The 20,024-nt window shown below is 67.4% G+C and carries 19 protein-coding genes; 5 read left to right on the top strand and 14 right to left on the bottom strand.

Annotated features, from left to right (window positions below; all coding sequences use genetic code 11):
* Nucleotides 1-138: 138 nt before the first annotated feature.
* Both OSB52_RS08845 and OSB52_RS08840 read left to right on the top strand, forming a co-directional pair.
* Entirely contained in the window at nucleotides 139-285 is a 147-nt protein-coding gene (locus tag OSB52_RS08845; RefSeq protein ID WP_226513073.1) for a hypothetical protein, read from the top strand.
* Between the two features lie 429 nt (nucleotides 286-714).
* Nucleotides 715-1,635: a tyrosine-type recombinase/integrase gene (locus OSB52_RS08840; protein ID WP_238054160.1), complete on the top strand. Its 921-nt coding sequence runs from the start codon at nucleotides 715-717 to the stop codon at nucleotides 1,633-1,635.
* A 371-nt stretch (nucleotides 1,636-2,006) separates the two neighbouring features.
* On the opposite strand, the gene OSB52_RS08835 is transcribed toward OSB52_RS08840, so the two are convergent.
* The 10 genes from OSB52_RS08835 to OSB52_RS08790 form a co-directional block, all read right to left on the bottom strand.
* Complete coding sequence (locus OSB52_RS08835) at nucleotides 2,007-3,542, bottom strand: class I adenylate-forming enzyme family protein (protein ID WP_011331209.1); 1,536 nt, start codon at nucleotides 3,540-3,542, stop codon at nucleotides 2,007-2,009.
* Nucleotides 3,543-3,570: 28 nt separating this feature from the next.
* Nucleotides 3,571-4,332: an enoyl-CoA hydratase gene (locus OSB52_RS08830; RefSeq protein WP_011331210.1), complete on the bottom strand. Its 762-nt coding sequence runs from the start codon at nucleotides 4,330-4,332 to the stop codon at nucleotides 3,571-3,573.
* Nucleotides 4,333-4,336: 4 nt separating this feature from the next.
* Complete coding sequence (locus OSB52_RS08825) at nucleotides 4,337-5,491, bottom strand: acetyl-CoA C-acetyltransferase (protein WP_011331211.1); 1,155 nt, start codon at nucleotides 5,489-5,491, stop codon at nucleotides 4,337-4,339.
* Between the two features lie 21 nt (nucleotides 5,492-5,512).
* Complete coding sequence (locus OSB52_RS08820) at nucleotides 5,513-6,013, bottom strand: MaoC family dehydratase (protein WP_011331212.1); 501 nt, start codon at nucleotides 6,011-6,013, stop codon at nucleotides 5,513-5,515.
* Entirely contained in the window at nucleotides 6,010-6,768 is a 759-nt protein-coding gene (locus tag OSB52_RS08815; protein WP_011331213.1) for a 3-hydroxyacyl-CoA dehydrogenase, read from the bottom strand. Before OSB52_RS08815 ends, OSB52_RS08820 begins: the two co-directional genes overlap by 4 nt.
* 91 nt (nucleotides 6,769-6,859) lie before the next feature.
* Nucleotides 6,860-8,020, bottom strand: coding sequence for an acyl-CoA dehydrogenase family protein (locus OSB52_RS08810; protein WP_011331214.1), 1,161 nt, complete (start codon nucleotides 8,018-8,020; stop codon nucleotides 6,860-6,862).
* Between the two features lie 8 nt (nucleotides 8,021-8,028).
* Nucleotides 8,029-8,817 carry an enoyl-CoA hydratase/isomerase family protein gene (locus OSB52_RS08805; RefSeq protein WP_217019302.1) on the bottom strand — a complete coding sequence of 263 codons (789 nt, stop codon included), beginning with the start codon at nucleotides 8,815-8,817 and terminating at the stop codon, nucleotides 8,029-8,031.
* Entirely contained in the window at nucleotides 8,814-10,481 is a 1,668-nt protein-coding gene (locus OSB52_RS08800) for a long-chain-fatty-acid--CoA ligase (RefSeq protein WP_011331216.1), read from the bottom strand. Before OSB52_RS08800 ends, OSB52_RS08805 begins: the two co-directional genes overlap by 4 nt.
* Nucleotides 10,482-10,488: 7 nt before the next feature.
* A complete protein-coding gene (locus OSB52_RS08795) occupies nucleotides 10,489-11,664 on the bottom strand; it encodes a thiolase family protein (protein WP_011331217.1) in 1,176 nt (391 codons plus the stop codon).
* Complete coding sequence (locus OSB52_RS08790; RefSeq protein WP_011331218.1) at nucleotides 11,661-12,527, bottom strand: CoA transferase; 867 nt, start codon at nucleotides 12,525-12,527, stop codon at nucleotides 11,661-11,663. The genes OSB52_RS08795 and OSB52_RS08790 overlap by 4 nt, the downstream gene beginning before the upstream one ends.
* A 101-nt stretch (nucleotides 12,528-12,628) precedes the next feature.
* Here OSB52_RS08790 and OSB52_RS08785 point away from each other — a divergent pair, with 101 nt between their 5' ends.
* Complete coding sequence (locus OSB52_RS08785; RefSeq protein WP_011331219.1) at nucleotides 12,629-13,216, top strand: TetR/AcrR family transcriptional regulator; 588 nt, start codon at nucleotides 12,629-12,631, stop codon at nucleotides 13,214-13,216.
* 126 nt (nucleotides 13,217-13,342) lie between these two features.
* On the opposite strand, the gene OSB52_RS08780 is transcribed toward OSB52_RS08785, so the two are convergent.
* The 3 genes from OSB52_RS08780 to OSB52_RS08770 all read right to left on the bottom strand — a co-directional run bounded on the left by OSB52_RS08780 (nucleotide 13,343) and on the right by OSB52_RS08770 (nucleotide 18,257).
* A complete protein-coding gene (locus OSB52_RS08780) occupies nucleotides 13,343-16,378 on the bottom strand; it encodes a Tn3 family transposase (RefSeq protein WP_217019303.1) in 3,036 nt (1,011 codons plus the stop codon).
* A 687-nt stretch (nucleotides 16,379-17,065) separates the two neighbouring features.
* Nucleotides 17,066-17,530, bottom strand: coding sequence for a type II toxin-antitoxin system Phd/YefM family antitoxin (locus tag OSB52_RS08775; RefSeq protein WP_240859912.1), 465 nt, complete (start codon nucleotides 17,528-17,530; stop codon nucleotides 17,066-17,068).
* Nucleotides 17,531-17,933: 403 nt separating this feature from the next.
* The gene (locus tag OSB52_RS08770) at nucleotides 17,934-18,257 is read right to left on the bottom strand and encodes a ParB family protein (RefSeq protein WP_240859914.1); all 324 of its coding nucleotides are present in this window, start codon (nucleotides 18,255-18,257) and stop codon (nucleotides 17,934-17,936) included.
* A gap of 187 nt (nucleotides 18,258-18,444) precedes the next feature.
* Here OSB52_RS08770 and OSB52_RS08765 point away from each other — a divergent pair, with 187 nt between their 5' ends.
* Nucleotides 18,445-18,603 (top strand): hypothetical protein, encoded by a 159-nt coding sequence (locus OSB52_RS08765; protein ID WP_226513070.1) that lies wholly within the window; start codon nucleotides 18,445-18,447, stop codon nucleotides 18,601-18,603.
* A gap of 178 nt (nucleotides 18,604-18,781) precedes the next feature.
* Here OSB52_RS08765 and OSB52_RS08760 read toward each other — a convergent pair whose 3' ends face one another.
* On the bottom strand, nucleotides 18,782-18,922 hold the full coding sequence (locus OSB52_RS08760; RefSeq protein ID WP_266061304.1) for a hypothetical protein: 141 nt from the start codon (nucleotides 18,920-18,922) through the stop codon (nucleotides 18,782-18,784).
* Between the two features lie 412 nt (nucleotides 18,923-19,334).
* Between OSB52_RS08760 and OSB52_RS08755 the strand changes: the two genes are divergently transcribed.
* Nucleotides 19,335-20,024, top strand: coding sequence for a hypothetical protein (locus tag OSB52_RS08755; protein WP_266061302.1), 690 nt, complete (start codon nucleotides 19,335-19,337; stop codon nucleotides 20,022-20,024).

Below are 20,024 nucleotides of genomic sequence, written 5' to 3'. Positions count from 1 at the left end.
TCTGACTTGGTTCGGGTCGTACCTTGAACACCTGGGCGGGATCGATCCGACACCCGGTTCCGGACCCAGCGTGGCTGGGGTACGACGCGTGGGAGTCGGCATAGATTGAGTAAGCAATGACCAACCGAATCGGAGTCGATGCAGCGTCGACCGCGGCCTCGCGTCGCCGCGGCCGCGGCCCGCGCCGCCATCGAGATCCGCGAGTACGACGGCCGCGATGTCCCGGAATGGCTCCGCGCAGCCGCACGGCTGACTGACCCGCCGCAGAACCGGCACGTGCCGTGACGACGACCCAAGACGCTGGACGAGCTGGTGGGACAAGATCACCTGACCAGGCCGGGACCTGGTCAGCATGAGTCTGCGCAGTCAGATCGATCGACTCGCCAGAAGAGTGGGCGCGAGTGACGAAGTCTGCCGCCGAGCGCTCAGTGCGTATCGCCAGGCGACTGGGGAGGCCTGCTGATCCAGCCGCCGACGAACTCACGGAAGCGACGCTGGAGGAACTCGCCGAACGGCGCCGCCAAAAGAAGCGGACACAGCAAGCGTAGGGGGTCGGGGAGCAGATTCTCGAAATCCGGCGCTAAGGATTTACGGCAGATAGTAGCGTACTATCTGCCGTAACTCGTGAGTCGTCCTGCCGCGATGGTCGTTCCGGAGATGGGCGACTCCGGAAACTATCTGCCGTAGTGCTGAAGGGCGGTCGGGGTGGGATCGGTGAGCTCGCTACCGGCGCGGGCCGCCGGGATCCGGCTGGCGGACGCGACGCGGACCTTTCTGGGCACGATCGCGGCGGTGAACACCCGCCGCGCCTACGCCTCGGCGTTGGATCGGATGGTGCGCGACTTCGGCGCGGACGGCGATGTCGGGTTGTTGAACCCGGATCGGGTGTCGGGGTGGTTCGACTACGTGTGGGGCGACAAGGCCCCCAAGACCTACAACCTCCGGCTGACCGCGGTGTCGGCGGCGTGCGCCTACTGGCGCGATCAACAGTGGCTGACCGGCGATCCGGTGTCGCGCCTGCGGGCGCGGCCGAGTGCGCCGGACAACAGCAAGGCGATGACCGCCGCCGAGGTTGCGGAGCTGCTGGGCATGGACGCGGCCCTGCGCGAGCGGGTGTTCTGGTCGATGCTGTATGAGTCCGCCGCGCGGGCGGAGGAGATCCTGAATCTCGACATCGAGGACCTGGACACCGTGAACCGATGCGCCACGGTCACCCGCAAGGGCGGCGCCCGCGAGGTGATCTATTGGCAGACCGGCACCGCACGGCCGCTGCCCCGGCTGATCGCCGGACGGAAGTCCGGGCCGCTGTTCCTGACCGACCGCAAAGCCAAGCCGTCGGTCGCCAAGACCGACACCGACAACTCGACCGGCCGCGCCCGACTTTCCTACCGCCGCGCCGCGACGCTCCTCGAGGAGCACACCGAAGGGATGCGACGCGGACCGTTCACGCTGCACCAGCTGCGGCACTCGCGACTGACCCACGCCGCAGAGAAGGGCGCTTCCACGCCGATGCTGATGGCGTTGAGCGGACACACCTCGGTGCGCAGCCTGGTCAAATACGCGAAGGTCTCCGCCGAGGCGCTGGGGCGCTGGCAGGCCGAGACCGATCCCGCTGCGCGGCGGCGCTCCCGCTGAATCTCTCAGTAGCTGACGGTGACGAGTTCCGGCGCGTGTCTGCGTATCTTGTTCAGCACCTTGACTGTTCGGCCCGAGCGCATCTGCTCGAGGGGGGCCGAAAGAGACCAATCAAGTGCGGCACCGTCGATGGGTGTGGTCTTCCGCGTCCGGGAACTCATAGCCGCTGCCGGGCGTGCGTGGTCGTGGTGTTTGTCGGATCCGGCGGGGGCACGGCCGAGAGTAGGGCCGTGAGGTCGCGCGAGACCTCGCCGGGGTTGGAACAGCCGTGGGAGATGAGCGCGCGGGAGCGCGGCTTCGGTCAGGCCGTATCGGATATGGACGGCGTCGTGGTTCCCGGGAACTCGAATGTGCCGGAGTCGTCCGTCGGTCTACGTGCGTTGCGCGGAGTCGTCCCGAATCTCACTGCGGAGAACGTGTTTGAGGATCTTGCCGGAAGGGTTGCGCGGGATGTCACGGACGATCAGATCGCGCGGCAGTTTGTAGTCCGCGACGTATTCGGCGGCGTACGTCCGCAGCTCCTCGAGGGTCACCTCGCGACCGGGAACCGGGGTCACGATCGCGACGATGGTCTCCCCGAATGTGGCGTGGTCCAGGCCGACGACGGCAACGTCCTGGACGTCGGGGTGCCCCGCGAGGGCGTTCTCGACCTCGATCGAGTAGACGTTGCGGCCGCCGGTGATGATCATGTCCTTGAGCCGGTCGACGATCGTGATGAAACCGTCGGCGTCGCGGACGGCGAGGTCCCCGGTGTGCAGCCACCCGTCTCGGATGGTCTCGGCGGTGGCCTCGGGCTTGTTCCAGTAGCCCTTCATGATGGTCTCGCCGCGCAGGATGATCTCGCCGGTCATCCCCGTCGGGACATCGTTGCCATCCGGATCGACCAGCCGGAACTCGGCATTCGTGATCGGCCAGCGTCCCGTCGCATCGGGACGGACGGCGACCTCGTCAGGCGTGGAGTAGATGCCGGTGGGGCCACCCTCGGTCGGCCCGCACAGCTGGAAGAAGCCGACGTCCGGGAAGGTCGTCACGAGTTTCGCGACCGCAGTCGGCGGCATCGGTGCCGCCCCGAAGAAGCCGAGCCGCCAGTGCGAGAGGTCGCGCCGCTCGAGGTCGGGGACCGTCAACATCATCTGATACATGGTGGGAACACCGAGGAAGACGGTGATCCGGTATCGCTCGAGGGCGTCGAGGACGGCGGCGGGCTCGAATGCCGGCAACACGACGTGGGTGGTGCCCATCGAGAAGCCGCTGAGCACGAACAGCACCAGTTCGGCGCAGTGGTACATCGGTGCCACGTGCAGGTTCCGGTCGAAGGAGTTGACGCCGAGCGAGGACACCGCGTGGCCGACCCACAGCAGCCGGTGGTGATCGAACAGCGCACCCTTCGGTTTCCCGGTGGTGCCGGAGGTGTAGATGATCATGCAGTCGTCGTCCTCGCGCACCTCGACCTGTGGGTCGCTGTCCGGCATGGAGGACGCCAGCTGGACGAAATCGTCGAAGCCGTCCGCGCCGTCCAGCGAAAGCGCCGGGGCAGCGGGCGCCTGCTCCAGCTTGGCCAGGTCCCGCACCGCCGCGACGGTGTCCCCACCGAACAGCAGCACCGACGCGCCGGAGTCCTCGAGCAGATACGCCAGCTCCCGGGCCGTGGACCGCGGGTTGAACGGGGAGACGATCGCGCCGACCTTGAACGCGCCGTACAGCGCGAGGAGGAAGCGGTCGGAGTTCGGCGACAGCACCGCCACGCGGTCGCCCTTCTGCACGCCGAGGGACAGCAGCGCGTTGGCGTACTGGTTGATTTCCCGGTCGAGCTGCCCGTAGCTGCGCTCGACGCCCTCGAAGATCAGCGCGGGCCGGTCCGGGTGGCGGCGTGCGTTCAATGTCAGTTGTCCACCAAGGGTTGCCATGATTCTCCTATGATCGGCGGGTGGTCTGCTAAGCAAATGTGGGGGGACGTTTGGTGAGGACGGCGTCGGCGCCCTCGGCGAAATCCGGTGTGCCGATGAGTTCGATCTGTCCGGCTCGTTCACGCTCGAGGGCGTGGTCGAGGTGGCCCAGGGTGGACGCGGCGAGCGCCCGTCTGGTCAGTTCGAGGGCGCGCCGCGGCCCGGCTCCCAGCGTGCCGGCGACGGCCTCGACATGGGCCGCGAGCTGGTCATCCGGCAGGATCCGGGCCACCAAGCCGGTCTGGGCGGCGTCGGTGGCGGAAAGCCGCTGCCCGAGCAGCGCTAATTCTGTAGCCCGCGCCCGGCCGATCGCCGCGGCGACGAGCGCGGTCGCGCCGCCGTCGGGCATCAGCCCGATGCTGGTGAACGACAACAGGAAATACGCGCTTTCGGCGGCGTAGGTGAGGTCTGCGGCGCAGGCGAGCGCCACTCCGTACCCGACCGCGGGGCCGTTGACGGCGGCGATGACGGGGACCGGCGCGGAGACGATGCCGCGGATCACCCGGTTCGCGGCGTCCATCACCACCTCGGGTTCCTCGCCCGTCACCGCGGTCAGATCCGCTCCCGTGCAGAAGGCTCTTCCCGCGCCGGTGAGCACGATCGCGCGGGCACCGGTCGCTTCCGCCCCGCTGATCGCGGTGTCGAGTGCGACCAGGTCGTCGACGCCGAGGGCGTTCATGCGGCCGGGCCGGTCGATCGTGATGTGAAGCAGGCGGCCGGTGCGGACGGTCCGGATAGCGGTCGGGGTCATCGGATCAGCCGAGCCGCTCGATGATGGTGACGTTGGCTTGTCCGCCGCCCTCGCACATGGTCTGCAACCCGTAGCGTCCGCCGGAGCGTTCGAGTTCGTGCAGCATGGTGGTCATCAGCCGGGTGCCGGTGGCGCCGATCGGGTGGCCGAGAGCGATGGCGCCGCCGTTGGGGTTCACCCGCTCCGGGTCGGCGCCGGTCTCCTGCAACCACGCCATCACGACCGGGGCGAACGCCTCGTTGACCTCGAACACGTCGAAGTCGTCGATGCGCATGCCGGTCCGCTCGAGTGCCCGTTCGGTGGCGGGGATCGGTGCGGCGAGCATCATGACCGGATCGGCGCCGAGCACGGTCAGGTGATGGATCCGGGCCCGCGGAGCCAGGTCGTGGCGGCGTACCGCCTCGGCGGAGGCGATGAGCATGCCCGAGGCGCCGTCGGAGATCTGGCTGGCGACCGCGGCGCTCAAGCGCCCCCCCGGCGTGAGGCTCGGCAGGGCGGCCATCTTCTCCGGTGTGGTGTCGGCGCGCGGTCCTTCGTCGGTCGTCATCTGCTGGTAGGGGAGGATCTCGGCGGCGAAGCGTCCGCCGGCGATCGCCTGCAGCGCCCGGCGGTGGCTTTCCAGGGCGTACTGCTCCATCGCCTCCCGGTCGATTCCCCACTTTTCGGCGATCATCTCGGCGCCGCGGAACTGCGAGATCGTCTCGTCCCCGTAGCGGGCCCGCCACCTCGTCGAGCCCGAGTAGGGGTCGCGCACGCCGAACGCCTCGCCCGCGGTGACCGACGACATCAGTGGGATCTGGCTCATGTTCTGCACCCCGCCCGCGACGATGAGGTCGGCGGTGCCGCTCATCACGGCCTGCGCGGCGAAATGTACAGCCTGTTGCGAGGATCCGCACTGGCGGTCGATGGTCACGCCGGGCACTGTCTCGGGCAGGCCCGCAGCGAGGGCCGCGGTGCGGGCGATATCGCCCGCCTGCGGACCGATGTTGTCCAGGCAGCCGAGGATCACGTCGTCGACCGACGCGGGGTCGACACCGTTGCGTTCGACGAGTGCGCCGATCACATGGGCCGCGAGGTCGACCGGGTGTGCGGCGGCCAGTGCGCCGCGGCGGCGGCCTACCGGGGTGCGTGCCGCGTCGATGATGTATGCCTCTGGCATTGATGTCTCCGAATCGTCGTCTCAGGTGGTCGATGGTTGACGTGTGCGCGAGTGCAGGTAGGCGTCGAGCAGGACGGTCAGCACGACGCGGCCTTCGCTGTCGACCACGGTGCTCTCGGTGGTGACGAGGGCGCGTGCCCGGTCGTCGAACTGGATGTCGTCGATGACGACGGTGCCGGTCAGCACGTCTCCTGGACGCACGGGACGGCGGAACCGCAGATCTCGGATGCCGCGCCCGGCAATGGCCGCCCAGCTGTGCCCCACTGCGTCGAATGTCAGCCGTTGCAGGATCGCCAACGTGTGGATTCCACTGGCGATCAGGCCACCGAACTGGCCGTCCTGCGCCGCCGCCCGGTCGATGTGAAACCACTGGGGATCCCAGTGGGTGGCGAAGTCGACGAGTTCGGCCTCGGTCACCGTGTGTGAGCCCAAGTCGAAACGCTGGCCGATGCCCAGGTCCTCGGCGTATACAAGGCGTGTGTGCTCATGGTGCGATCCCACCTGCACGCCGACGGGTTTCACCGCGGCGCCATGCGGATCGCGCCGTCGAGGCGGATGGTTTCGCCGTTGAGCATCGGGTTGGTCACGATCGCCTCGACCAGCTGCGCGTACTCGGCGGGGTCGCCGAGCCGGTTCGGGTGCGGCACCTGCTGTCCCAGCGAAATCTGAGCCGCCTCGGGCAGCGTGCCCAGCAGCGGGGTCTTGAACAGGCCGGGCGCGATGGTGTTCACCCGGATCAGCAGCGACGCCAGGTCGCGGGCGATCGGCAGGGTGGCGCCGACGATCCCGCCCTTCGATGCCGAGTACGCGGCCTGTCCGATCTGCCCGTCGAAGGCCGCGACCGAGGCGGTGTTGACGATCACGCCGCGCTCGCCGTCGACGGGCTCGTTCTGCGACATCGCGTGCGCGGCGAGGCGGATGACGTTGAAGGTTCCGGTCAGGTTGACCTTGACGATCTTCTCGAATTCGGCCAGCGGGAACGGTCCGTTCTTACCGACGGTCTTGACGGCGTTGCCGATGCCGGCGCAGTTCACGGTGATTCGCAGTGAGGACTCCGCGTTGGCGCGCTCGACCGCCTCGGTGACCGCGGCCTCGTCGGTGACATCCGCCGGAGCGAATTCCACGGTGTCGCCGAGAGCAGCCAGCGCATCCGTGTTCGCGGTGGGCAGGTCGACGGCGATTACCCGGGCGCCCGACTTGGCGAGGGCGGTGACGGTGGCCAGTCCGAGGCCCGAGGCTCCGCCGGTGACGAGTGCGTTGGTTCCGGTGATATGCATGAATACTCCTGACGAAATAGGTTGAGAACATCGGGTTTTTGACAAAGTGAGGTGTGACTGACGCAGTGGTGTCACTGCGCGAAGGTCAACCTCATAAGGCGCGGCCGATGAGTTCCTTCATGATCTCGTTGGTGCCGCCGTAGATCTTCTGCACGCGGGAAGCGGCGTACATCTGCGCGATCGGGTACTCCATCATGTAGCCGTAGCCACCGAAGACCTGCAGGCAGCGGTCGACGATCTCGCACTGCTTGTCGCTGCCCCACAGCTTGGCCATCGACGCGGTCGCCGCGTCGAGGGTGCCGTCGAGGTGACGCTGGATGCAGTGGTCCATCAGGGTCTTGCCGGCCAGCACGTCGGTCTTGCACTCGGCGAGTACGAACTTCGTGTTCTGGAAGTTCAGGATCGGCTTGCCGAAGGCGTGACGTTCCTTGGCGTACCTGATGCTCTCCGCCACCGCGGCCTCGGCCACCGCGACACCGCCGACACCGAGGATCAGCCGCTCACGCTGCAGCTGACCCATCAGCTGGTAGAAGCCCTGCCCCTCGACGCCGCCGAGCAGATTCGCTGCCGGCACCCGCATGTCGGTGAACGACAACTCGCGGGTGTCCTGGCCGTGCTGGCCGATCTTGTCCAGCACCCGCCCACGCTCGAACCCCGGAAGATTCTCCGTCTCCGCGACGAGCAGCGAGATACCCTTGGAACCTTGGCTCGGGTCCGTTTTGGCGACGATGACGAGCAGGTCGCAGTGCGACGCGTTCGAGATGAACGTCTTCGAGCCGTTGATCACGTAGTGGCCGCCGTCGCGAACCGCGGTGGTCCGTACGGCCTGCAGGTCCGAGCCGGTGCCGGGTTCGGTCATCGCAATGGCGAGGACGCTCTCACCGCTCGCACATTTCGATAGCCAGCGCTTCTTCTGGTCCTCGGTGGCATAGGCGGCGATGTAGTGCGCGACGATCGTCGAGTGCACGGCGAAGCCGAACGCGGTGTCGTGGGCGTAGGCGATCTCCTGCTGCACGATCGCCTCGTGGCCGAAGTTGCCGCCCCCGCCGCCGTATTCTTCGGCGATGTCGAGGCACAGCAGTCCCGCGGCGCCGGCCTTGGTCCAGAACTCGCGGTCGACCTGGTGCTGCGCGGCCCAACGGTCCTGGTTCGGGGTGGCTTCCTTGCGGAAGAACTCGGCGGCGTGCTTACGCAGCAGCGCCTGATCGTCGGTCTCCCACGGGGAGCGGTAATCGGGGAACAGCTCGCTCATGATCGGTCCTACTTTCCGGTGAATTCGGGGGCGCGCTTGGCGAGGAACGCGGCCTGGCCCTCGCGGCTGTCGGCGGAATGGATGGCAACGTGAAAGTTGCGCTTCTCGTGCTCGAGTCCTTGCGCCAGAGAGGTTTCCAGGGCCTGGAGGGCGGCATCCTTGGCCAGCGCCACCGCGAGCGGTGAGTTGGCGGCGATCCGCTGCGCCATGGCGACCGCCGCTTCGAGGGCGGTGCCGTCCGGGACGGTCTCGGCGACGATGCCGGCCGCGCACGCCCGCTGTGCGGACAGGAAGTCGCCGGTGAGCAGTAGGGCCATCGCCTTGGACTTGCCGACGGCCTGAATCAGGCGCTGGGTTCCGCCGCCGCCCGGGATCACGCCGAGCTTCACCTCCGGGACACCGAACTTGGCGGATTCGCCGGCGATGACGATGTCGCAGGCAAGCGCCAACTCGCAGCCGCCGCCGAGTGCGAGGCCCTCGACCGCAGCGAGGACCGGCTTCGGGAATCGGCCCAGGTCGGCCCAGATGGTGCCGCCCAGCGCGGCTCGATCGCCGAGCAGCGACTGGTCGCGAATGGCGTCGAAATTGGTGATGTCGGCTCCGGCGCAGAAGATCCCGCCGGCGCCGGTGAGCACGATGGCACGGATCTCGTCGTCGTGCCGAGCCGCGACGAGCTCGGTGTTCAAGGCGGTGAGCACCGCCTCGTTCAGACTGTTGCGAGCCTTGGGCCGGTTGATCTCCAGGATCAGGAGGTGGCTGTAGCGGGCCGTGCGTAGCGGGGCGTTGTCGGGGTTCATCGGACGTCCTCGTAGACGTTGGTGTGCGCGGCGCGCATGGCCTTCTTGTCGAGCTTGCCGACGCTGGTGCGGGGCAGCTGGTCCAGATACAGGACGGTCTCGGGCAATTGCCATTTGGCGAATGCATCGGCGAGCAATTCGTGGATCTCCGACAGTGGAAGTTCCTGCCCGTCGGTCGTCACGACGAGTGCTACTGGACGCTCCTGCCACTTCGGGTGCGGGACGCCGATGACGGCCGCCTCGGCGATCTTCGGATGGGCAACGAGTGCGTTCTCCATGTCGATGGAGGAAATCCATTCGCCACCCGACTTGACCACGTCCTTGATCCGGTCGGTGATCTTCAAGTAACCATTCGGGTCGATGGTCCCGACATCGCCGCTACGCCAATACCCGTCGAGGAACTTGTCGGCGTCGTCGTCGAGCTTGTGATAGCGCTCGATGATCCACGGTCCGCGCAGCAGCACTTCACCCTGACTCGTGCCGTCGTGCGGGAGATCGTTGCCTTCCGCGTCGACGATCCGGATGTCGATGCCGTTGACCGGCAAACCCTGCTTACGCTTGAGATCCCACTTCTCCTCGTCCGAGATCACACCGCGCAGCGAGGGCTTCAGTCCCCGGTTCACCGCGACCAGAGGGGTGGTCTCGGTGGCGCCGTAGGCGTGGATGACGTCGGCTCCAGTGATGTCGTGGAAGTCGCGCATCAGCGACAGCGGCGGCTCGGTGGCACCGGACAGCAGCCGCGCGCGGGAGAAGTCCGGTGCGACCGCAAGCGTCTTGATGTAGTTCATCATGGGCTGGAAGATCGCCGGCGCACCGTTTGCGACGGTGACTTGCTCCGCGATCATCGCGTCCACGAGGACGGATGTGTCCTCGGCGATGTAGCGACCGGGCAGCACGATTTTTGCGGCACTGTAGGCGGCCGCCTGGGGTAGGCCCCAGCCCTGGCCGTGGAACATCGGCGTGATGAGCATGACGGCATCGTCGCTGCTCATCCCGAGTCCGGCGACCTCGGCGAGGGTGTGCAGGTAGATGCCGCGATGCGAGTAGTAGATGCCCTTGGGCCTGCCGGTGGTGCCGGTGGTGTAACACGCGCTGTAGGAGGAGGTTTCGTCGATGACCGGCCAGTCGATCTCCGGGCCGGCGTCCGCGAGCAGGTCCTCCCAGTGCACCGCGTGCGGGAGCGTGGTGGTGATGTCGGCCAGCGGCTTATCGGTCATCACCACCCACGTCTTCACGTTCGGCGTATGCGGTGCCAGCGCCTCGGCAACCGGAAGCAGCGACTCGTCGATGAGGACCACCGATGCATCACTGTGTCCGGTGACGTAAGCGAGATCCTCTGGCGCCAAACGCAGGTTCATCTGCAACATCACGGCAGCGAGGCCGGGAATCGCCCAGTACAGCTCGTAGTGCCGCTTGCTGTTCCAGTCGAGGATCCCGACCACATCGCCCGGCCCGACGCCGATCGAGCGAAGTGCATTGGCACTTCGTTGGATTCGCGCGTAGGCATCGGCGTAGGTGTACCGGTCCCAGCCGCCGTCCGCGGTGCGGTACACGATCTCCTGCTCGGGATAGGTGCGCGCGGCGTGCCGGATGATGGTGGTGGTGTTGAGTTGATAGTGGTCGCCGTGGGTGGAGGGCAGGCCCCTCACGATCTCGTGGCTCATGACGTCCTCAGATGCGTTCGATGATGGTGGCGTTCGCGGTGCCGGTGGCCTCGCAGACGGTCTGCAAGCCGAACCTCTTGCCGGAGCGTTCGAGTTCGCAGAGCAGGTCGGTGAGCATCCGGGCTCCGGTCGAGCCCAGCGGGTGGCCGAGGGCGACGGAGCCGCCGTTGACGTTCAGCTTGTCGTCCGGGACGCCGAATTCCCGTTGGAAGATCAGCGGCACACCGGCGAAGGCCTCGTTGACCTCGAACAGGTCGATCTCCTCGACGGCCAACCCGCTTCGGCCGAGCGCCTTGTGGGCGGCGTCGAGGATCGCGGTGAACTGGATGATCGGGTCGGCGGCGGCGACCGACAGCGCGCGGAACCGGGCGCGTGGGATGAGGCCGTTGCGCTCGGCGTACTCGCGGTCGGCGATCAGCAGCGCGGCCGCGCCGTCGCTGATCTGCGAGGAGTTGGCCGCCGTGGTCCGCCCGTCGGCGCCGAACACGGCTTTCAGGCTCGCCATCTTGGCGGGGTCGATGTGCTCGCGGATGCCCTCGTCCGAGTCGATGACCGGACCGGTCGGGTCGTCGGGGTCGGCGGTGATCGGCACCATCTGGTCGCGGAACTTCCCGGCCCGCGTCGCGGCGTGCGCCCGCTCGTGGCTGCGAGCGCTGAACGCGTCCAACGCCGCTCGGCTCAGGTCGAACCTCTCGTTCATCAGCTCCGACGACGGGCCCTGCGCCATCAGCCCACCGTCGTAGCGGTCGAGTTCGCGCGGGCTGTACTGCGGGCCGAGCGGCGCGCCGGGCAGGAACGCCGGAGGCATCGGCACCCGTGACATCGACTCGACGCCGCAGGCGATCACCAGGTCGTGGGAACCCGCCATCACCGCCTGGGCGGCGAAGCTGACCGCCTGCTGCCCTGAACCGCACTGGCGGTCGATCGTCACCGCGGGGACCGACTCGGGCAGCCCGGCGGCGAGCACCGCGTGGCGGCCGAGATTGCCCGACTGGACATCGTGCTGGATGACGCAGCCGGTGATGACGTCCTCGATCGCGGCGGGGTCGACGCCGGCGCGGGCCACAAGCTCCCGCAGCGTCTGCCCGAGCAGGTCCACCGGATGCCATGCGCTGAGGATCCCTCCGCGACGGCCGACCGGGGTCCGGACCGCGCCGACGATAACGGCCTCGCGAACACTCATGACAAAGCTCCTTGTGCTGAATTACGGGGTGCCGAATCGCGGATTCCGATCAGGGGAATGTCGAGGCGCTTCGCGACCTCCTCCCATTCGCGCGTCGGCTTGGAAAGAAACGTCTGCTCGAGCTCCTCCTGGGTGCCCTCGACACCGAGACCGGCGCGGGCGCGCTCCCAGAAGTGCGGCTCGAGCGCGGCCAGCGCGACGTGGCCGTCGGAGCTGGAGTAGATCCGGTAACCGGGATGCGCCCCGCCGAGCGGCGCGCCCGCTCCCATCAGACCGTGCCGAACTGCGGCGCCGGCGTCGGCGGCCGCCTGTTCGAGGACGACCCGCTCGCGGTGTCCCACGCCGGACTCCGCGGCCACGCGCAGGGCGAGCAGGGCCGCGGACACGGCGCGCTCGGCGCCGAGCAGGTCGGCCACCGGGACGGTCGGCATCGTCGGCGGCTGGAGAGTGCCGTGCAGGGCCTGGTACGTCAGGTCATGGCCGGGCTGCTCCGCCGCGATCCCGTCGTGCCCGACGATCTCGATATGCGACAGGTGCGGATTCGCCGCGGTCAACTCGTCCAGGCCGAGCTTGACCAGCGCCGAGGGGCGCATGGCGGTGAGCATCAGGTCGGCACGCGACAGCTCGCGCGCCGCCACCGCCCGATCAGCGGGGTCCTTGAGGTCGAGGGTCACGACCCGCTGGCCCACAGTGAGCTCGTCGTACCACGTCGGCGCCACGGCCCGCAGCGGGTCGCCGGCCGGCGGTTCGATCTTGGTGACGGTGGCGCCCAGCGCCCGTAGCCGCGCGGCGGCGAGCGGGCCCGGCAGATTGATCGCGAGCGACACCACCTGCACGCCCTGCAGCGAACTCGACTGCGACATCATCAACCCCTTTTTGACTATACGGATGTATAGCCATTAATGCGCATGTACTGTCTAATGTCAAGGGTGTATGCTTTTTTCGCTGATAGGAGGCAATTTCTGTGACCGACCCCCGCGCCAGTGACGAGGACCTCACCGCGAAGGCCCGCATTCGCAACGCCGCGCTCGACCTCTACGCCGAGCGCGGCGAGGATCGCGTCTCGATGCGCGCCGTCGCCGCCGCCGCCGGGGTCGCCGTGGGATTGGTGCAGCACCACTTCAAGACCAAGGACGGGCTACGCGTCGCCGTCGAGCAACTGGTCGTCGACTATTACGCTCTGGCGATCGCCTCTGTGCCGGACGAGGGCGCCCCAGCGCAGGTCGCCGCCGCTCGAGACGAGGCGGTGCGGCACATGCTCGCGACGCATCCGACGGTGGTGAACTACATCCGGCGCGCTGTGCTCGATCCGCAGGGAAAGAGCGAGTTACTCGAGCGGCTGACCGACCTGAGTCGCAGAGAGATCTCCAAACTCCGCTATTCGGGCAAGACCTCGACACGGCGATCCGAGTCCTCACAGGTCATCGGGCTGATGGTTCGTCAGCTGGGGCAGCTGCTCATGCAGCCGATGATCGATGACATGTGTGACTTCCTCGACCGGACGGGCGTGCCGCACAGCGACAAACTGACGCTCTCCGTGACCGTAATCTAGCGGTAGTTTGTTGGGTCAGGTCGGAGGTAGAGGTGCAGGCCGTGGCCTGTTTCGCGGCTCAGGAGAGACTTCCGCCGACATGCGTCGTCAGGTCCTGAGCGGTCATCCGCCACCCTTCGACTCGCGCTACTCGTCGTCGTCGGCGTCCGGGTCGCGTAGCGGTCGGTGAACTCCGCTGGGGTCGGGCAGGTGGAAGCTGTAGTGCCCGTCGATGCCGATGTGGGCGCGCACGAACGCCGACAATCGCTCGACATCGGTGTCGAGCACCGGGTATCCGCCGGCTCGCAGCGCGGCGAGGGCGCGGTTCTCGTAGACGGTGTTCCACACGACGACGCAATTGAGCACCAATCCCAGCGCCGAGAGCTGGTCTTCCATGCCCTCGTAGTAGGCGCGGGTCATCTCGCCCTTGCGGCCGTGATAGATCGTGCGCGCCAGGTCGTGACGACCCTCGACGAGATTGGACTGGGCCTTGCCCTCGCGCCGGTAAGGTTCGTCGTCGGCCAGGCGCAGGATGTGCAGGGTCTTGAAGATCCGCCCGAAATGGGCGATGGCCTGGCCCAACGCGGTCGGCTGCCCGTCGCGGGAGATCATCCTGGTGACCTCGTGCGCCGACACCTCACCGGAGTGGATCGACACCGCGATCCGGCACATGTCCTCCCAGTGCGCGGCGATCTTGGCGGTGTCGATCACCCCGCGCGCCGCCTTGTCCAGCGGCCCGTAGTCGGCTCGGGCGTCGATGCGCCACAACCGCTGATCGGGCAGGTTCGCCAGCTGCGGCCGGTACTGGCGGCCGATCAGATGCAGCAGTCCGAACACGATGTCGGAATACGACCCGGTGTCGGTGATGATGACCTCCGGAATCCGCCCGCCGTGCTGGGACACGATCACGTCGATGGTGTGCAGCGAATCGCGAGGTGTTCCGCGCAGCACCTTGCCTGCCAGCCCGGCGGACTGGTCGTTGAGCATGTTCAACCAGGTGATGCCCAGTTTCCGGCCGAAGTACTTCGGGTTCGGGCGGGCGTTATGGGTGCGCACGGGCACCACGAACCGCATCCCGTCCACCGAGGCGACCAGCCCGCCGCCCCACGCTTGGGCCAGGGGGATGTCGGCCTGGGCGTCGACCAGCACGGCGTTGGCCGCCTCGATGGTCTCGGCCCGCACGTAGCACTGGTCGACGTGCAGCAGCCGATCCCTGGTCAGGGCGTCGACACCAGGCGTTGTCACCGGTTTGAACCCGACGTTCAACGCATAGGAACAGAGCACGGCCGCCACCGACAAGCCGAGGTCGGCGACGCGGGCCTCGTTGCCCGAGGTGTGGGTGAACGCCTCGGTGAAACCGGGATGCCAGCTCATCACCTCCGTGACCAGTTCCGGCAGGTCCACACGCGGGATCATCGCCTCCACCCGGCGGCGCAGGTCGACCAGCGACGCGGGCTCGGCCTTGGCGTCCAGCGCGGCGACGTGCAGTTTGCCGTCGGCGTCGATGCTGGCTGGGGTGTCCTCGCCCAGCCGTGCGGCCAACTCCCGATAAGCGGTCTCCAACGCCGTCGCGTGATCGGTCAGCAGCTGCGTCGGCGCGGCGGGCAGGCCCAGCGCGTTCATGCCGGCGTCACGCGCAGCCTCCCAGGCTTCGCCTGCCAGCAGGTGCGCCCGCGGGTCGCGCCACCGCGACGAACGCACCGCGAAGATGCTGCGGTGCTTGAGGTGTCGGTGGAACTGTTCCAACACGCAGATCGTGTAGGAGTTCCGGTCGACGGTGCCCTCCGGTCGGCCCGGCGTGTAGATCAAGCGCTTCCACGCGCCGACGATCAGGTCGTGGTCGACCTTGCGGGCGTCCAGCAGGTTTGCCGGGATCTTGCCCGACGACCTGGATGTCAGCAGCTCGGCGAGGGTCTTCATTGCCGCCAGGACGGCGGCGCCGTCACTGGTCGCGCCGAACTCGATCGTGTCCATCAGCATCGGCAGGAACGGGCGGACCGTGGCGAACTTGCCGGCCAACTCGATCAACCGCTGCCCATCCAGCTCCGCGTCGTCGGCGGGCACCAGCTCGTCGACCGCCTGGACCGCGTGCCGCAACTCGGCCCGGGTGACGGTCTTCTCGATCATGTCCAACACCACGCCCAGCCCGACGTCCTGGTTGACCTCGACCATCTCCAGCAGCACCTTCACCGCTGCCGCGAGCTTGCCTGCGTTGCGTGACACCCTCGGATAGCGACGCAGCTTCTCCTCGCGAGACTCCCGCTCGGCCTTGGACAGAAGCTTCGTCGTCATCAACATGTCGAAGGTCTCCAACACGTCGTCGACCGCCCGCGCGCTCAACACAACGACCGTCGCGGCCAGCACCGCCAAGCGCTGCTCACGCGTGGGCAGCCGCCGCAGCGCGGCGGCCTTGCTCGCCAACCCGTAGGTCGCCAACCCCGTCAACCGACGCGGCGGGATCGCCCTCACGTCGATGCTGTCCACCCCGACCGCTTGCAGGTCGACAACCCTGCGCAGCGCCGCGAGCATCCCCTTCGACGACGCCTTGAACACGCCCTTGCGCAGCCGCTCCAGCTCGCTGACCTTCTGCCCGCCCTCCGCAGGAACCTCCAGCAGCCGCAACAAGGCAGACGCGGACTCCGAGGTCAGCTGCTCGCCGAGCTGGCGCCACAACCGGGCGTCCGCCGCGTTGCGGCCGTCGCCGATCAGCCGCTCCAACGTGGTGATCCCCGGCAGCAGCGCCTGACGCTTCCGCAGCCATGTCACTGCGTCGCCGAAGATCGCCTTCGGTCCGTCGCCGGTCATCCACGCCTGGTCGACGATCCACGACGTGAGCTCCGACTCCATCTCGCCGAACGGCTTGAGTCCGTACACCTGCTGGATTTCCCAGGCGTGTTCGAGCTTGGTCTTCTCCCGATCGGTGTACCGCTTCACCATCGACGGATCGGAGATCTCCAACTGCTCGGCCAGATACTCGATCAACGCGGGCGGGACATCCAGCGGATCAGCCAGGAACATTCCCAGGTGACGCACCGTCACCACCTGCACCGCGAACCCCAGACGGTTGTAGTCGCGCCGCCGCGCAGCGATCAGCCGCCGGTCCTCGTCATCCAAGTAGCAGTAACGCTCCAGCTCCTGCCGAGACAACGCACCGAACCGGCCATAGCCGCCCTCATCAGTCACGACGACATGAAATCACCTACAGCGCAAGGTCGCTCGGCGATTGCCCCTTAGCGCCGGATTTCGTCAATCTGCTCCCCGACCCCCGCGTACGAGCACCGTGAATCGGATTCCGATCCGAATCGCGCGGATGACCGTGCAGAAGCATCCAATGCGGTGTATGACGACTCGGACAGCGGGGACGATAGATCTCTTCAGGACAACGCCGGCCAGGGTTCTCTGAGACCCGCTACCAGGCATACGAGGCGATGCTGCTCATCGGCGAATGTCACAGGCGCCTCTACCATCTGCTACCCAGCTGCGGGTTCTTGGTCTCGGCGGCCACCCAGTGTCGCGCCGGGAGCTACTTTGTCTCATTCGGATGACTGGTATGCACCTGCTCCAGGAATACTGTGCGTCCTTCCACGTAGAACCAGATGCGAGCGTCGCCCTTGATTGTCGGCTTGTTCTGCCAGCGGTTGTGGGTCTGTCCGTTACGGGTCACTCGTGCGAGATCTCCGCGCAGCGGGTAGTTCGTCGGAGTCTCCCGTGTCGGCGTGCGTGTGAGGAAGTCCCAGGTGTCAGCGAGTGGGCCGCGAATCGTCGCCGCAAGGTCCCTCCACCCTTTCTCGGCGCCGGCCGACGCGTACCGGATCGCATACTCGGACCTCTTCGTCGGTCGAGGGACGGTGTCGTCTTGCCTCGCCACGACTACGGACGCTCGACGACTGCGGCGTCGCTGTCGTCATCGAGCCATTCGACATCATCCCCGCCGAGGCCAGCCGCGAGAGCGGTTGCGGTCTCACGCCAAGCATTCACCTCTGCGAGTACGCGGTGCGGCTGGTCAGTGGAGAAGGAGGCACGCGCGGCGTCCACAAGGTTCTGCGCGCAGGTCTCCCGATCCTGCTCGGAGAGCGCGAGCATCCACGGGAATGGCTTGGACATCCGCTCGGCGAGGGGCCCGTCGTCATCTACTGCCACGCCAATCAGCTGTGCCGCGAACTCCAGCATGCGGTTGCGTCCCTCGGCTTCACGCCGAGACATCAGCACGAGGTCCTCGCCGTCGCGCCGAGTGACCGTAACCGGGTGGTCTTCAGCCTCAGCGAAGACCTCGGCGGGGTGCTTGCTCAAGTCCGAGGAGCGACGCGTCGTGGTACGGAACGCTGTGGTGGTCATGCAGCCAGCATATTCGGAACGTGTTCGGAAGTCCACACCCCAACGCCCTCCGCCGACCCAACCCACAACCCACCGAGCACTCGCCCGGCACAGCGACGACGAGGTGTCCAGTCGCGAGGGCGCGAGAAGCACCGCAGGAAGCGGGCGCAAGGCCAGACCAACCGCGCGCGAATTCAGGCGCTCATCGGTCAGCAGTTCGACGAATTTGGGACGGTGCCCGCGCGCACCGAGATCATGGCGGAGACAGGCCTTTCGCGGGCGACAGAGAGCCACGATCTGGCGTCACTCCGCGACGCCGGCATACTTCCGGAATAGAAGGGCTCACACCCGGTCGGCTAGCGGAACGAGCGAGTCCGTGGCTTCGCTAAGCTAAGAAGAGCCTACGCTGGCATCAATATCATGGTCAGTCGGCCAGCGGTCGGCCAGGCGATAGTGGTGTGTCGACGCCGCCGAACGGGTCGCCTCCGTTGTGTCGCTGCTCTCGCCGGGCGACCTCGTCCGCAATCGCCTTCTCTACGAAATGGGACCAGGTGCGGTCGTCCTCAGCTGAACGTGTGGCGTGATAGGTGAGGCGTGCCTTCGTGTAGACCTCCGGTGAGATATAGATCGTGACGGCCTTGTTGGTTTGCTTCTTCTCGGAAGGCTCCGTCGCCGGGCGCCTGACGGTCAGCTTCTGGTCGGTGGAAAGCCAGTGCAGTCCTTTGATGTTGCGCTGAGGTTCATTCATGATGCGCCCTCCTGCAATGCAGCAGTTTTGGATAAAGCTACTGATTCGACCAGATCGTCGGCAGCAGACGTCGCGGAGCGGAGTGCGAACACCTTGCCGGCGTTGTCTCCGCGAGAAAACTGTAGAGCTGGTGCGCGTCAGCGGGACGGAGGACACTGAAACCGGAGGCATTCAAGGAGGGCCAAGGATGACCAACACCGACGAAAACCTCGTGCAGCGCAGGCCACGCCCTCGAGTCGCCGCTGCCGCGGCCCGCGCCGCCATCGAGATCCGCGAGTATGACGGCCGCGATGTCCCGGACTGGCTCCGCGAAGTCGCAACGCGCGGTGCCTCCGCGGAGGCTTAACGGGAATAGTGCGGTCAGGTAAGTGTCAGTACTACCGTCCCTAACGTGCACCTGCACTCGTCCCGCGCGATTCTGTGCGCGCGAGAGCCGGTAGCACTGGCTCCAAAGGGGCGTCACTGCGGTCTATCGACTGATAGCGCCGCTAACACCCTCACTCAAGGGACGTCAGTGCTGTCCCTCAAGTGTCCGACAAGCGCCGGTTGAGTTCTGCCGACCACGACGCCACCCGCTCAGACGAGTCCAAGACTCGGCGCTTCGCTTCGGCCTGGTCGTCGCGGTCCTCGCACGCGTCCTTCTCGGTCTCCGGGTGCCCGCTCACCACCACAGAATATCGCCGGCCCCACCCGACCACAGCGAGGCAGCCCGTGCTGGTTGTCGGCGGGGCGCACCTGACCCCCACGGAGGCGAGTCGGGTACGGCGCCAGCGGCAGAGCATTCGTTTCCGTCCGTCAGGGCGGGGTACATCGGCCCCACCCGAGACGGCGCTGGCGGCCGGGTCGGCCGCCGATCAGGGCTCCGCCCGCTCCTGGCCGGGTAGCCCCCGTACGCAGCACTCGGGGCGGCCTTGGGGTCCAGGGGCGCGCAGCGGCCCCTGGCGGGCCCACGCGACCCCGAGCGAAGCGAGGGCGGCATACAGGAGGCGCGAAGCGCCGACTGTATGACGGCGTGGATGCTCGCCGAGTGCGTCATCGTCTGGCGCACAGCGCCTGACGATGACGTAGTGTAGCCCCATGACGGCGGTGGACAGCGCGCAGAGATCGAGGCCGCAGGCCCTCGATCTCGGAGAACTGGCTACCGCCGTCACCGCGGAGGTGACCGGCCCCCGGGGCCGGGCGCCGGAGCTGTCCGCGGTGACGGAGTCACTGCGGCAGCGAGCCGCGGGCGAGCCGTACTCGTCGATCGCGGCAGCGGTCGGTGTGACCGAGAAGCGGGCGGCGAGCTGGTGCCGCACGGCGGCACGCCTCGACAAGCGCTTCGACGCGAGGGAGGCGAAGGTCCGCAAGAGCACGGGCGCAAGCCGCACGATGCTCTCGGCGCGGATCGAGGACGACGTGATCGGCCTCGTCCACAAGCGGGCGCATGCCGAGGGCCGCTCGGTCACCTCAGTGGTCGAGAGCGCATTGCAGAGCTATGTCGGCCGCAAGGTCGCCGGCCTGGAGACCGCTGTGCGGCGGGCGCTCCGCAAGAACCTGCGGGGCGAGCTGCGGGATCTGGCCGCGGCGATCGGCGCGGCCAGATCCGAGCTGACCAAGCAGGGCGTCAATCTCAACCAGCTGGCGCTTTTCTGCAACAGGTACCGGGAGCTGCCGGGCAGCATCACCGACGAGCTGGAGCGCACCCGCCAGGCGCTCGACGAGAACCGCGCCGCGATCGAGGCGCTGCACGCGAGCGTGCTCGCGCGGTTCGAGACCGAGGACTGA

The sequence above is a fragment of the Gordonia aquimaris genome (assembly GCF_026262595.1).
GTDB lineage: Bacteria > Actinomycetota > Actinomycetes > Mycobacteriales > Mycobacteriaceae > Gordonia > Gordonia tangerina.
Note: the sequence above shows the minus strand (reverse complement) of the source record. Positions and strands in the feature narration are given on the sequence as shown.

Bases quoted from the DNA above. Each gene is read 5' to 3' on its own strand.
- OSB52_RS08805 (WP_217019302.1), bottom strand. From the start codon at position 8,817: ATGAACCCCGACAACGCCCCGCTACGCACGGCCCGCTACAGCCACCTC.
- OSB52_RS08830 (WP_011331210.1), bottom strand. From the start codon at position 4,332: ATGACCCCGACCGCTATCCGGACCGTCCGCACCGGCCGCCTGCTTCAC.
- OSB52_RS08835 (WP_011331209.1), bottom strand. From the start codon at position 3,542: ATGGCAACCCTTGGTGGACAACTGACATTGAACGCACGCCGCCACCCG.
- OSB52_RS08775 (WP_240859912.1), bottom strand. From the start codon at position 17,530: ATGACCACCACAGCGTTCCGTACCACGACGCGTCGCTCCTCGGACTTG.
- OSB52_RS08790 (WP_011331218.1), bottom strand. From the start codon at position 12,527: ATGTCGCAGTCGAGTTCGCTGCAGGGCGTGCAGGTGGTGTCGCTCGCG.
- OSB52_RS08810 (WP_011331214.1), bottom strand. From the start codon at position 8,020: ATGAGCGAGCTGTTCCCCGATTACCGCTCCCCGTGGGAGACCGACGAT.
- OSB52_RS08765 (WP_226513070.1), top strand. From the start codon at position 18,445: ATGACCAACACCGACGAAAACCTCGTGCAGCGCAGGCCACGCCCTCGA.
- OSB52_RS08755 (WP_266061302.1), top strand. From the start codon at position 19,335: ATGACGGCGGTGGACAGCGCGCAGAGATCGAGGCCGCAGGCCCTCGAT.
- OSB52_RS08770 (WP_240859914.1), bottom strand. From the start codon at position 18,257: ATGAATGAACCTCAGCGCAACATCAAAGGACTGCACTGGCTTTCCACC.
- OSB52_RS08845 (WP_226513073.1), top strand. From the start codon at position 139: ATGCAGCGTCGACCGCGGCCTCGCGTCGCCGCGGCCGCGGCCCGCGCC.
- OSB52_RS08795 (WP_011331217.1), bottom strand. From the start codon at position 11,664: ATGAGTGTTCGCGAGGCCGTTATCGTCGGCGCGGTCCGGACCCCGGTC.
- OSB52_RS08800 (WP_011331216.1), bottom strand. From the start codon at position 10,481: ATGAGCCACGAGATCGTGAGGGGCCTGCCCTCCACCCACGGCGACCAC.
- OSB52_RS08815 (WP_011331213.1), bottom strand. From the start codon at position 6,768: ATGCATATCACCGGAACCAACGCACTCGTCACCGGCGGAGCCTCGGGC.
- OSB52_RS08825 (WP_011331211.1), bottom strand. From the start codon at position 5,491: ATGCCAGAGGCATACATCATCGACGCGGCACGCACCCCGGTAGGCCGC.